The organism is Phaeospirillum tilakii, assembly GCF_042683125.1.
In the GTDB taxonomy this organism is placed as follows: Bacteria; Pseudomonadota; Alphaproteobacteria; order Rhodospirillales; family Magnetospirillaceae; genus Phaeospirillum; species Phaeospirillum tilakii.
This window is the reverse complement of record NZ_JBHUIY010000004.1, coordinates 81,663-93,934: the sequence shown is the minus strand read 5'-3', so window position 1 is coordinate 93,934 and position 12,272 is coordinate 81,663. Positions and strand designations below refer to the sequence as shown.

The following is a 12,272-nucleotide window of genomic DNA, read 5'->3' as shown; positions in this document are numbered from 1 at the left end:
CCCGGCCGCCTCGTGCCCGATACGACTGAAGCCACGCGGACCCGTCCGGGGCGATGCCCCGGACCACCTTTGATTTCATTGACAAAAAAATGAGGGGTTCGGGGAGCTTTGCTCCCCGAGCGGGGTGACGGGGCGGCAGCCCCGTCCGCGACGGTGCCGCTCCCTATCGCCCGAGATCGACCCCCCAGATGTCGCGGGCATATTCGATCACGGTGCGGTCGGACGAGAACTTGCCCATCCGCGCCACGTTGAGGATCGCCTTGCGGGTCCAGCCCTCGGCGTCGGCATAGGCGCGATCGACCCGGTCCTGCGCCGCCATGTAGGAGGCGAAATCGGCGGTCAGCAGGTAATGGTCGCCCCCCACCGTCAGGGTATCGATCAGGCTGCGGTAGCGGTCGGGCTGGTCGGGCGAGAAGAAGCCCGAGGCGATCATGTCGAGCGCCATCGCCAGATCCTTGTTGGCGCGGACCCGGGCGCAGGCGTCGTAGCCATCGACCCGGTAGCGGGCGACCTCCTGCGCGGTCAGGCCGAACAGGAACATGTTTTCCTCGCCGACCTCCTCGCAGATCTCGACATTGGCGCCGTCCCAGGTGCCGATGGTCAGCGCCCCGTTCATCGCCATCTTCATGTTGCCGGTGCCCGAGGCCTCGGTGCCGGCGGTGGAGATCTGCTCGGACAGGTCGGCGGCCGGCATCACCATCTCCGCCACCGAGACGTTGTAATTGGGCAGGAACACCAGCCGCAGCCGGCGGCCGACCAGCGGGTCGTTGTTGACCACCTCGGAAATGTCGTTGACCAGCTTGATGATCAGCTTGGCCAGCACGTAGCCCGGCGCCGCCTTGCCGCCGATGATCACCGTGCGCGGCTGGGATTCCAGCAGCGGATTGGCCCGGATCCGGGCGTAGCGCACCACCACATGCAGCAGATTCAGCAATTGCCGCTTGTATTCGTGGATCCGCTTGACCTGGACGTCGAACAGCGAATCCGGGTCGGTCTCGATGCCGAGGCGCTGGGCCATCATCTCGGCCATCGCCCGCTTGTTGGCGCGCTTGACCTCGACGAATTCGGCGCAGAAGGCGGGATCGTCGGCCAGCGGCTCCAGCCGGCGCAGCTGGTCAAGCTCGGTGATCCAGCCGGCGCCGATATGGCGGGTGATCAGCGCCGACAGCCGGGGATTGGCCGCCAGCAGCCAGCGCCGTGGGGTGACGCCGTTGGTGCGGTTGACGATCTTGCCGGGCGAGAGATGCTCGAAATCGGAGAAGATCGTGCTCTTCATCAGGCCGGTATGGATCGCGGCGACGCCGTTGACCTTGTGGCTGCCGATCACCGCGAGATGGGCCATCCGCACCCGCTTTTCCGCCCCCTCCGAGATCATCGACACCCGCCCCAGCAGCTCGGAATCGCCGGGGTGGCGATAGCGCACGCCTTGCAGGAATTCGTGGTTGATCTGGTAGATGATTTCCAGGTGGCGCGGCAGCACCCGGGCGAACAGCTCGACCGGCCAGGTCTCCAGCGCCTCGGGCAGCAGGGTGTGGTTGGTGTAGGCGCAACAGCCCTGGGTGATGGTCCAGGCCTGCTCCCACGGCACCCGGTGCTCATCGACCAGCACCCGCATCAGCTCGGCCACCACCAAAGCGGGATGGGTGTCGTTGAGCTGGATCGCCACCTTGTCGGGCAGGCGGTCCCAGTTGGAATGGCTCTTGCGGAAGCGGGCCAGGATGTCCTGGATCGAGGCGGCGACGAAGAAATATTCCTGCTTGAAGCGCAGTTCCTTGCCCCGCACCGTCAGATCGGACGGATAGAGCACCTTCGACAGCGTTTCCGACTCGTTCTTGTCGCGCACCGCCTCGATGTAATTGCCGGCATTGAAATATTTGAGATCGAACTCGCGGGTGGACTTGGCCGACCACAGGCGCAGATTGTTGACGCGCTCGCCGCCGAAGCCCGGCACCGGGATGTCGTAGGCCATCGCCATCACTTCCTCGGCATCGACCCACTGGGTGCAGTCATGGCCGCGGCTGTCGCGGAAATGGATCACCCGCCCGCCGAACCGCACCGGGAAGATCACGCCGGGACGGGGGAATTCCCACGGATTGCCGTAGCGCAGCCAGTTTTCCGGGCTTTCGACCTGCCAGCCATGCTCGATGTGCTGGGTGAACATGCCGTAATCGTAGCGGATGCCGTAGCCGAAGCCGGCGACTCCGGTGGTGGCCATCGAATCGAGCAGGCAGGCGGCCAGCCGGCCGAGGCCGCCATTGCCGAGCGCCGCCTCGACCTCCCACGCCGCCACTTCCTCGAAATCCTGGCCAAGCGCCTGGAGGGCGTCGCGCACCGTGTCGTAGAGGTCGAGATTGATCAGGCTGTTGACCAGGGTCCGCCCGATCAGGAACTCCATCGACAGGTAATAGACCCGCTTGACGTCGTCGCGGTAATAGCCGTCAAGGGTCGGCATCCATCGTTCGGTCACCCGGTCGCGCACCGCGTGCGCGGCGGCGAGAAACCAGTCGCGGGCGGTGGCGCCAAGGGCTTGCTTGCCGACGGTATAAAGCAGGTGATTGAGGATCGCCGTCTTCATCCCTTCGACGTCTTCACGGGGCGAACGCGCCGCCACAGGCTCGGGTTTATTCATCTCGTCACTCTCTCGCCCGCCAGGGATCAAAATGGGCCGCCATTCCGCCACGAAACGGGCCTCGACGGCAAGTCTATGGTCGTTGGCGCGGCGCGGGGGGGGATCAGCGCCGGGCCGCCATGTCCTCCGCCAGCCGGGCGAAGCGGGGATCGGCCAGGATCGCCGCCACCTCGACCGGGTAACGCTGACGCCAGTTGGGATGCTGGGTGGTGGTGCCCGGCAGATTCATTTGCAGGGCCAGCCCCAGCACGTCCTCGATCTGCACCATCGCCAGCCGCGAGCGCGACCGGGCCAGATAGCGGTGCGCCGCCGTGGTCAGCCGGTCGATCTCGTCATCGGACAGCGCCCCGGCGCGGGGAAAGGCGGCGGTCAGCAGCCCGGCGCCGTGCAGCGCCGCCACCAGCGCGGCGCGGTCGCGGCCACGCTCGATCCGCTCCTCCTCGGCCTGACCGGGGCGGGGATAGAGGTCGAGCCGTTCGCGCGCCTCGATGTCGCTGCCGTCCCACCACGCCCGCGCCGAGGGCAGATCGTGGGTGGCGAAGATCGCCAGCGCCGCCTCGTCGAACCGTTCGGGCGGGCGGAAGCCCTCCTCCTCCTTCTCGAACACCATCACCCGGTAGGCGAACAGGCCGGTGCGCTCCATCCGCTCGCGGAAGCCGTCGGGCACGGTGCCGAGATCCTCGCCGATCACCAGGCAGCGGTTGCGCCGGCTTTCCAGCGCCACCAGCCGGAACAGGTCCTCGACCGGATAGCGGACATAGGCGCCCTGGTCGGCCGGCAGGCCGGGCGGCACCCAATAGAGCCGCTGCAACGCCATCGCATGGTCGAGCCGCATCGCCCCGGCATGGCGCATGTTGGCCCGCATCACCGCGATGAACGGGGCGTAGGCGTGATCGCGCAGCGCCAGCGGGTTGAGCGGCAGCAGGCCCCAATCCTGGCCCTTCAGCGCCAGCGGATCGGGCGGCGCCCCGACCGAGACGCCGAGGGCCAGAACGTCCTGTTCCAGCCAGGCCTCGCCGCCGTCGCCGGCCAGCCCGACCGCGAGGTCGCGATAGAGCCCGATCGCCGCCCCCGCCGCCCGCCCGGCCTGATGGGCCTCGGCCAACTGGCGGTCGGCGACGAACTGGAGCCACTGGTAATAATCGACCCGCTCGGCCCGCTCGGCGGCGAAGGCGGCCACCGCCGGGGAGTCCGGCCGGCGCAATTCCTCCGGCCATTCGCGCCAGTAGGGGCGGCCCTCCTCGCTCATCCGCTCGTGCAGCGCCTCGAACACGGCGAAGCGGCGGGCGCGCTCGCCCGCCTCGGCCTGGAAGGCGGCGAAGGCGGCCTGATCGCCCTGACGGCGGAAGCAGCGGAACAGCGCTTCGAGGATCGGCCGCGCCAGTTGGGCGGCGGTGACGTAATCGACCAGCGCCGCGCCCCGGGCCCGGCCCAGCATCTCGCGCGCCGCCGGGGCGGCGAACAGCCGCTGCGCCTCGCGGCAATCGGCGAATTCGGGGATCGATTCGATGTCGATATAGGCGGTGTTGAGGAAGGTGCGGCTGGAGGGGGCGTAGGGGCTGAACCGCTCCGGCTGGTTGGGGAACAAAGCATGGACCGGGTTGATGCCGACGCAGGCGGCGCCGAGCCGGGCCGCCCCCGCCGCCAGCTCGCCAAGGGTGCGGTAGTCGCCGACGCCCCAATCGCGGTCGCGGCGCAGGGCGTAAACCTGGGTGGCGATCCCCCACAGCCCCGGCGGCCGGGCCAGCCCGGCCGGGACATGGGCGCGCGACGGCGCGACGATCAGGTCGAGCCGCCCCTCGCGCCCGTCGGGGCCGGTGACGGTCAGGCGGTGATAGCCGGCCGGCGGCAGCGCCGGCAGGGCCAGCACCCGCCGCCGCAACAGGGCGCCGTCGAGGATCCGTTCCTCGTAGCCGCCCAGCTCGAACGGGCGGAACCAGCCCTCATGGACGATGCCGAGTTCCTCGTCGATCCGCCAGCGGAACGGCTGGGCATCGACCTCGGCCGGCAGGGTCAGCGGGATCGCCGGCGCGCCGCTGCGTTCCTCGACCACCAGCACCGGGTCGAGCCAACGCCGCCACGGCCGCGCCTCCAGCGCGGCGAGGCTTACGCGGGCCTCGTCCTCGTCGGCGGCGGGCAGGCCCATCGTGGCGAGGAACACCCGCTTGGTTTCGGGCGGCACCACCCGCCAGCGGCCGAAGAAATCCCACCATCCGTCCTCGATCCCGGCCAGCCGCGCCAGCCGGTCGAGGGCTGAAACTCCGGTCATCCCCCGATTCCCTCCCCTGTTTCGCGCGGCAGGCCGCGCGCGCCGCCGGCCACCCGCAACACCGCGAGCGAACGGGGCTTGACCGCATAGGTGATTCCGGCGGCCCAGGTGCCGCTGGGATGGTCCTCGGCGGTATCGACCACCACTTCCCACATCCGGCCGAGCGTCGCCGGCGGCAGGGTGTAGGGCACCGCCTCGTGATAGGCGTTGATCAGCACCAGGAAGGTGTCGCCGCTTTCCTCGAGCCCCTTCGGCTCGTCGATCACCGCGACGCCGCCGCCCAGCACGAAGCCGAGCGAGCGGGCGTAAGGCAGGGTCCAGTCGGCCTGGGTCATCTCCCGCCCGTCGGGGGTGATCCAGACGATGTCCTTGACCACCTGATGCGGCAGCCGCTTGCCTTCGAGGAAGCGGCTGCGGCGGAACACCGGATTGTCGCGCCGCAGCCGGATCAGGGTGCGGACGAAGGCCAGCATCTCCTCGTCGCCGCCGGTCCAGTCGATCCAGCTGGTCGGGTTGTCCTGGCAATAGGCGTTGTTGTTGCCATGCTGGGTGCGGCCCAGCTCGTCGCCGGCCAGCAGCATCGGCACCCCCTGCGACAGCAGCAGGGTGGCGATCAGGTTGCGGGCCTGACGCCGGCGCAGGGCATTGATCTCGGGCTGGACCGTCTCGCCCTCGATGCCGCAGTTCCAGGCGTAATTGGCGTCGGTGCCGTCGCCGTTGTTCTCGCCGTTGGCCTCGTTGCGCTTGCGCTGGTAGGTGACCAGATCGCGCAGGGTGAAGCCGTCATGGCAGGTGACGAAATTGAGGCTGGCCCACGGCCGCCGCCCGCCCCAGCCGAACAGGTCGGCCGAGCCGGTCAGACGCGAGGCCAGATCGCCGATCATGCCGCCCTCGCCGCTCCAGAACCGGCGCACCGTGTCGCGGTAGCGGCCGTTCCATTCCGACCAGCCGGGCGGGAAACGGCCGAGGCGGTAGCCGTCGCCGCCGAGATCCCACGGCTCGGCGATCAGTTTCATCCGCGACAGCACCGGATCCTGCCGCACCGCGTCGAGGAAGCCCGAGCCGCCGGCATCGAACCCGTCCCGCCCGCGCGCCAGCGCGCTGGCGAGGTCGAAGCGGAACCCGTCCACCCGCATCTCCTCGGCCCAGTAGCGCAGCGAATCCATCACCATCTGCAACACCCGGGGATGGCTGAGATTGAGGGTGTTGCCGCAGCCGGAATAATTCTCGTACCAGCGCGGGGTGCCGGCGCGCAGGACGTAATAGCTGGCATTGTCGATGCCCCGGAACGACAAAGTCGGGCCGAGATGGTTGCCCTCGGCGGTGTGGTTGTAGACCACGTCGAGGATCACCTCGATCCCGGCGGCATGGAGCTGCTGCACCATGCTCTTGAAATCGCGGTGGGCGCTGGTGGCGTAGAAGCGCGGATCGGGGGCGAAGAAGCCGATGGTGTTGTAGCCCCAGTAATTGCGCTGGCCGCGTTCGACCAGATGACGCTCGTCGATATGGGCCTGGACCGGCAGCAATTCGATGGTGGTGACGCCGAGCGAGACCAGATGGGCGACCACCCCGGGCTGGGCGAGGCCGAGGAAGGTGCCGCGATAGACCGGCGGCACCCCGGGATGGGTCATGGTCAGGCCACGGACATGGGCCTCGTACAGCACGCTGCGCGACCACGGCACCGTCGGGCGGCGGTCGTCGCCCCAGGTGAAGGCGGTGTCGAGCACCCGGCATTTCGGCATGAAGCGGGCATTGTCGCGCCGGTCGGGCACCAGATCCTGGCGCGGCCCGCCCAGGCGGAAGCCGAAATGGGCGTCGCTCCACACCAGCTCGCCCGACAGCGCCTTGGCGTAGGGGTCGAGCAGCAGCTTGTGCGGATTGAAGCGGTGGCCGGCATTGGGGTCATACGGCCCCCAGACGCGGTAGCCGTAAAGCTGGCCGGGGCGGATGTCCTGGAGATAGCCGTGCCAGACCTGATCGGTGTATTCGGGCAGGATCACCCGCTCGATCTCGCGCTGGCCGCGATTGTCGAACAGGCACAGCTCGACCCGCTGGGCGTTGGCGGAGAACAGCGCGAAATTGACGCCGTTGCCGTCCCAGGTGGCGCCCAGCGGATAGGGGGCGCCGGGCAGGAGACGGCGGGCGCTCATCTCAGCCGATCCTGCGGGGCGGGGCCCCGCCGGTGCCGCCGGCGATCGCCACGGCGGGACGGAGGGGCTGCATCCGGGCCGGGTGGAGGCGCGGGGACATGCAGGCAATCATCGGCGCCATCATCATCGTTCCCCGCCAGTAAAGACCAGAAGAACCGCAAGGGTGAGTGTAACGAATTCTTAACCGTCACCCTGTTCGGCCTGACGAGGATGGTAGTCCGGTTCGCGGATCCTGCCAAGACGGCACGACGCGTTTCAGCCATCCCGTTTGAACACGGATACCGCCAGCGGCGGCAGGCGCAGCAGAATCGACCAGGCATGGCCGTGCCACGCCACGTCCTCGGCCTCGACCCCGCCATTGTTGTGGACGTTGGACCCGCCGTACCATTCCGAATCGGTGTTGAGGATCTCGCGGTAGAAGCCCGGCTCGGGCACGCCGACCCGATAGCCCTCGCGCGCGATCGGGGTGAAATTGCCGGCCACCACCACGAAATCATGCGGGTCGATCGCGCGGCGGATCCAGGTCAGCACCGAATTGTCGCGGTCGTTGCAGTCGATCCAGGCGAAGCCGCGCTGGTCGGTGTCGAACTGGTGCAGCGCCGGCTCGGTGCGGTAGATCCGGTTGAGGTCGGCCACCAGCCGCTGCACCCCCTGATGCACCGGATACTGGGTCAGGTGCCAGTCGAGGCTGGCATCGACGTTCCACTCGCTGCTCTGGCCGAACTCGCCGCCCATGAACAGCAGCTTCTTGCCCGGCTGGGTCCACATGAAGCCGTAATAGGCGCGCAGATTGGCGAAACGCTGCCATTCGTCGCCCGGCATCCGCCCCAGCAGCGAGCCCTTGCCGTGGACCACCTCGTCATGGGACAGCGGCAGCACGAAATTCTCGTGGTAGGCGTAAAGCTGGGCGAAGGTCAGCTGGTTGTGATGGTAGCGGCGGTGGATCGGATCCTTCGAGAAATAATCGAGGGTGTCGTGCATCCACCCCATGTTCCATTTGTAGCCGAAGCCGAGCCCGCCGAGATGGACCGGGCGCGACACCATCGGCCAAGCGGTCGATTCCTCGGCCACCGTCATCGCGCCGGGATGTTCCTGATAGACCAGCTGGTTCATCTGGCGCAGGAAGTCGATCGCCTCGAGATTCTCGTTGCCGCCGAAGCGGTTGGGCAGCCAGTCGCCCGGCTCGCGCGAGTAATCGAGATAGAGCATCGAGGCCACCGCATCGACCCGCAGCCCGTCGACGTGGAATTCCTCCAGCCAATAGAGCGCGTTGGCCACGAGGTAGTTCAGCACCTCGGTGCGGCCGAAATTGTAGATCAGGGTGTTCCAGTCGCGGTGAACGCCGAGGCGGGGATCCTGATGCTCGTAGAGATGGGTGCCGTCGAACCAGTGCAGCCCGTGCGGATCGCTGGGGAAATGGGCGGCGACCCAGTCGATGATCACGCCGATGCCGCGCTGGTGCAGCCGCTCGACGAAGGCGCGGAACTCGTCGGGATTGCCGTAGCGGCTGGTCGGCGCGAACAGCCCGACCGGCTGATAGCCCCACGAGCCGCCGAACGGATGCTCGTGCACCGGCAGCAGCTCGACATGGGTGAAGCCCATCTCGCTGACGTAATCGCCCAGCTCGTCGGCCAGTTCGAGATAAGACAGCGGCCGGTTGCCCTCGTCGGGGCGGCGGCGCCACGAACCGAGATGGACCTCGTAGATGCTGACCGGGGCGTGGCGATCGGCGCGGCGCTGGCGGCCGCGCATCCATTCGCCGTCATCCCACGGCCGGGGCGGCTGCCCCCACACCAGCGAGGCGGTCTTGGGCGGCCGCTCGGCCCACACCCCGCAGGGATCGGCCTTCAGCGGCAGCATCACCCCACCCCGGGCGAGGATCTCGTATTTGTAGATGGTGCCGTGATCGAGCCCGGGGATGAACAATTCCCACACCCCGGCCTCGTGGCGCAGCCGCATCGGGTGGCGCCGGCCGTCCCAGCCATTGAAGTCGCCGACCACCGACACCCGCTCGGCATTGGGGGCCCACACCGCGAAACCGACGCCGGTGACCCCGTCGAACGCGCGCGGATGGGCGCCCAGCACCTGATAGAGACGGTGATGGGTGCCCTCGACCAGCAGATGGACGTCAAGGCTGCCGAGCAGCGGCGGGAAGCGGTAGGGATCCTCGCTCTCGACCACCGCGCCGTCGCGCCCGGTCACCCGCAGGCGGTAGCGCGCCGGCTCGGCCGCCAGCCGGACGGCGAACAGGCCGTCGGGATGGACCCGGGTCATCGCCACCGCCTGATCGCCGTCGAGCAGCTCGACCGAGGCGGCCTGCGGCTGGAAACAGCGCACCACCGCCCCGTCCGCGACCGGATGCGGCCCCAGCACGGCGAAGGGATCACCATGGCGCCCGGCGGCAAGGGCATCGGCATCGCCGGGTCGGACCAGTACGGGGGTCTCGCGCATGTCAGCTCCTCGAAGGTCAGGAAACGGGAAAGCCCCGCCGGACGGGCTGGCGGGCCTTGGCGCCGTGCCGTCTCCTTTAAATCGTTCTTGCCAGTGTTACCGCCCGCAAGAGCGATGACAAAGGGGGATTTCGCACCCCCGCCCCCTCCAATTACCCCGGATTTCACCGTCACCGCAACCCGGGCAACCGGCCGGCGGAATCGAATCGCCCGCCCCTCCCCGCTCTGCTATCGTAAAGGTCGTCTCGGCGGGGCAACAAAAGGGATGATGCGATGAGCACCCTCGGCAAGGTCATCGGGGTGGTCGGCGCCGGTCTGGGGCTGATCGCGCTCTATGTCTCGGTTTCGGCCACCGGGGCCCTGTCCGGCGCCAACACCGATCCCGGCCCGGCCACCAGCCCGCTCGGCTTCGCGATCTATATCGGCCTGCTGCTGACCGCCGTCTGCGGCGGCCTGGTGCTGATTCTCGCCACCTCGGGCGGCGGCGGCGACGAGTAACATCGCCCCGCCGGCCACGGCGCCCTACTCGGCGTCGTCGCTTTCCATCGACAGCACCCCGGTCAGCAATTCCTCGACCTGGGCCCGCGGCAGATCACGGGTGATGAAGACGATCCGGGTGCGGTGATCCTGGTCGGGCCAGCCCGGCAGCGGCGCCGGCGGATGGAACACATGCTGGACCCCGTGGATCGCCAGCGGCTCGACGCTTTCGCGCGCATTAACGATCCCCTTGACCCGCAGCAGCGATTCGCCCCGGGTCGAGATCATCATCTCCAGCGCCAGCGCCAGCGCCGGCCAGGACACCGGCTCGTCCATGGTGAAGACGAACGACTGGATCCGGTCGTCGTGGCGGTGGGGCTCGTGGCCGTGCCCATGATGATGCCCGTGGCCGTGCCCATGCCCGTGGTCATGATCGTGCCCATGCCCATGATCGTGGTGATCATGGTCGTGGGCGGCGTCGCGGGCGCGGTAGGCTTCCTCGTTGAGCCAGCGGCCGACGTCGGGAATGTGGGTGTCGCGGTTGAACAGGCCGGCATCGAGCACCGCCGCCGGATCGAGCCGGCCCTGTTCGGCGACGATCACCGGCGCGGCGGGATTGAGCGCGGCCAGCCGCTCGCGCAGCGCCGCCAGCGCCGCCGGGGACGCGAGGTCGGTCTTGGTCAGCACCAGCCGGTCGGCCACCGCCGCCTGCTTGACCGCCTCTTCCTGGGCATCGAGGGTGGCGGCGCCGCACACCGCGTCGATGGTGGCGACGATGCCGTCGAGCTTGTAGCGGGCCGACAGCACCGGATCGTTCATCAGGGTGTGCAGGATCGGGGCGGGATCGGCCAGCCCGGTGGTCTCGATCACCACCCGGCCGAATTCGGGCACCTCGCCCTTGACCCGGCGCAGGAACAGGTCGCGCATCGCCTCAACCAGATCGCCGCGCACGCTGCAACACAGGCAGCCGGATTCGAGCAGCACCACCGTCTCGGTCAGCGGCCGCACCAGCAGATGGTCGAGCCCGACCTCGCCGAACTCGTTGATCAGCACGGCGGTGTCGGCCAGCCCGGGCTGGCCCAGCAGATGGTTGAGCAGGGTGGTCTTGCCGCTGCCGAGAAAACCGGTCAGCACGGTTACGGGAATCAGGCTCATCCGCTGCTCTCTCCTTGGTGGTTCAGGCGCCGTAAAGCTGCTCGGGCGGCACCAGCACCGGCGCGACCTCGACCAGCCCCTCGGGCCGGGCCGCGGTGTAGAAACAGGTCCGCCGGCCGGTGTGACAGGCGACGCCGTCCTGATCGACCAGCACCAGCAGGGTGTCGCCGTCGCAATCGACCCGCAGATCGACCAGACGCTGGCGCTGGCCCGAGCTTTCGCCCTTGCGCCACAGCTTGCCCCGCGAACGCGACCAGTAGCAGACCTGACCGGTGGTCAGGGTCTCGGCCACCGCGTCGCGGTTCATCCAGGCCATCATCAGCACCTCGCCGCTGTCGTGCTGCTGGGCGATCGCCGCCACCAGCCCGTCGGCGTCGAAGCTGATGCGGGACAGCAGGGCGGCGGGGTCGATCTGGGCGGACATCGGCGGTTCTCTCCTCGAATGGCGTGGCGGCCCCGGTATACCCCGCGCCCGCCCCGCCGCAAACCCCGTCGGCCAAAAAACCCGCGCCCGGCCCCGAGAGGAATGTTATAACATAACCTTTCCCTGGGGGCCACGCATGACCTTTCCCGCGCCGTCGCACGACCATGACCATTGCATCGCCGCCGCGCTGGCGCTGGCCGAGCAGGAATGCCGGCGGCGCGGCGCCCGGCTGACCGAGCTGCGGCGGCGGGTGCTGGCGCTGGTGTGGGACAGCCATTGTCCGATCGGGGCCTATGCCCTGCTCGACCGCCTCGGCCATGACGGCCGCGCCGCCGCGCCGCCGACGGTCTACCGCGCGCTCGATTTCCTGCTCGACCAGGGGCTGATCCACCGGGTGCCGTCGCGCAACGGCTATATCGGCTGCCCCCGGCCCGACCACCCCCATGCCGGCCGGATCCTGCTGTGCCGCCGCTGCGGCCGGGCCAGCGAACTCGACGCCCCCGACCTCGACGCCGCGATCGCCGCCGCCGCCACCGCCCAGGGCTTCCACGCCCACCGCCTCAGCCTCGAAATCGAGGGACTCTGTCCCGCCTGCCACGCCGACGGGCCGGAGTGAACCAAGGCGACCAACGCCCGCGCCCAAGCTGACCGGCCGTTCCGTGCCCGACCCCCAATGGGTTCCAAGGGCCTTGCGGCCCTTGGCGGGCGTGGGCGGAGC

8 protein-coding genes are annotated in these 12,272 nt (G+C 68.9%); 2 read left to right on the top strand and 6 right to left on the bottom strand.

Annotated features, from left to right (window positions below):
- Positions 1–163 precede the first annotated feature (163 nt).
- The 4 genes from ACFSNB_RS03445 to glgB all read right to left on the bottom strand — a co-directional run bounded on the left by ACFSNB_RS03445 (position 164) and on the right by glgB (position 9,499).
- On the bottom strand, positions 164–2,575 hold the full coding sequence (locus tag ACFSNB_RS03445) for a glycogen/starch/alpha-glucan phosphorylase (RefSeq protein ID WP_377314527.1): 2,412 nt from the start codon (positions 2,573–2,575) through the stop codon (positions 164–166).
- Between the two features lie 157 nt (positions 2,576–2,732).
- Positions 2,733–4,898, bottom strand: a complete 2,166-nt coding sequence (malQ, locus tag ACFSNB_RS03440; protein WP_377314525.1) for a 4-alpha-glucanotransferase — start codon at positions 4,896–4,898, stop codon at positions 2,733–2,735.
- Positions 4,895–7,048, bottom strand: a complete 2,154-nt coding sequence (gene glgX / locus ACFSNB_RS03435) for a glycogen debranching protein GlgX (protein ID WP_377314524.1) — start codon at positions 7,046–7,048, stop codon at positions 4,895–4,897. Before glgX ends, malQ begins: the two co-directional genes overlap by 4 nt.
- Before the next feature lie 255 nt (positions 7,049–7,303).
- Entirely contained in the window at positions 7,304–9,499 is a 2,196-nt protein-coding gene (glgB, locus tag ACFSNB_RS03430) for a 1,4-alpha-glucan branching protein GlgB (protein ID WP_377314522.1), read from the bottom strand.
- A 272-nt stretch (positions 9,500–9,771) separates the two neighbouring features.
- On the opposite strand from glgB, the gene ACFSNB_RS03425 reads away from it, so the two are divergent.
- Positions 9,772–9,996: a hypothetical protein gene (locus ACFSNB_RS03425; RefSeq protein ID WP_377314520.1), complete on the top strand. Its 225-nt coding sequence runs from the start codon at positions 9,772–9,774 to the stop codon at positions 9,994–9,996.
- A 24-nt stretch (positions 9,997–10,020) separates the two neighbouring features.
- Here ACFSNB_RS03425 and ACFSNB_RS03420 read toward each other — a convergent pair whose 3' ends face one another.
- Positions 10,021–11,130, bottom strand: coding sequence for a CobW family GTP-binding protein (locus ACFSNB_RS03420; RefSeq protein ID WP_377314518.1), 1,110 nt, complete (start codon positions 11,128–11,130; stop codon positions 10,021–10,023).
- Positions 11,131–11,152: 22 nt separating this feature from the next.
- A complete protein-coding gene (gene hisI / locus ACFSNB_RS03415; RefSeq protein ID WP_377314516.1) occupies positions 11,153–11,554 on the bottom strand; it encodes a phosphoribosyl-AMP cyclohydrolase in 402 nt (133 codons plus the stop codon).
- Between the two features lie 136 nt (positions 11,555–11,690).
- On the opposite strand from hisI, the gene ACFSNB_RS03410 reads away from it, so the two are divergent.
- A complete protein-coding gene (locus tag ACFSNB_RS03410) occupies positions 11,691–12,170 on the top strand; it encodes a Fur family transcriptional regulator (RefSeq protein WP_377314515.1) in 480 nt (159 codons plus the stop codon).
- Positions 12,171–12,272 lie beyond the last annotated feature (102 nt).

Bases quoted from the DNA above. Each gene is read 5' to 3' on its own strand.
- hisI (WP_377314516.1), bottom strand. From the start codon at position 11,554: ATGTCCGCCCAGATCGACCCCGCCGCCCTGCTGTCCCGCATCAGCTTC.
- glgB (WP_377314522.1), bottom strand. From the start codon at position 9,499: ATGCGCGAGACCCCCGTACTGGTCCGACCCGGCGATGCCGATGCCCTT.
- glgX (WP_377314524.1), bottom strand. From the start codon at position 7,048: ATGAGCGCCCGCCGTCTCCTGCCCGGCGCCCCCTATCCGCTGGGCGCC.
- ACFSNB_RS03410 (WP_377314515.1), top strand. From the start codon at position 11,691: ATGACCTTTCCCGCGCCGTCGCACGACCATGACCATTGCATCGCCGCC.
- ACFSNB_RS03425 (WP_377314520.1), top strand. From the start codon at position 9,772: ATGAGCACCCTCGGCAAGGTCATCGGGGTGGTCGGCGCCGGTCTGGGG.
- malQ (WP_377314525.1), bottom strand. From the start codon at position 4,898: ATGACCGGAGTTTCAGCCCTCGACCGGCTGGCGCGGCTGGCCGGGATC.
- ACFSNB_RS03420 (WP_377314518.1), bottom strand. From the start codon at position 11,130: ATGAGCCTGATTCCCGTAACCGTGCTGACCGGTTTTCTCGGCAGCGGC.
- ACFSNB_RS03445 (WP_377314527.1), bottom strand. From the start codon at position 2,575: ATGAAGACGGCGATCCTCAATCACCTGCTTTATACCGTCGGCAAGCAA.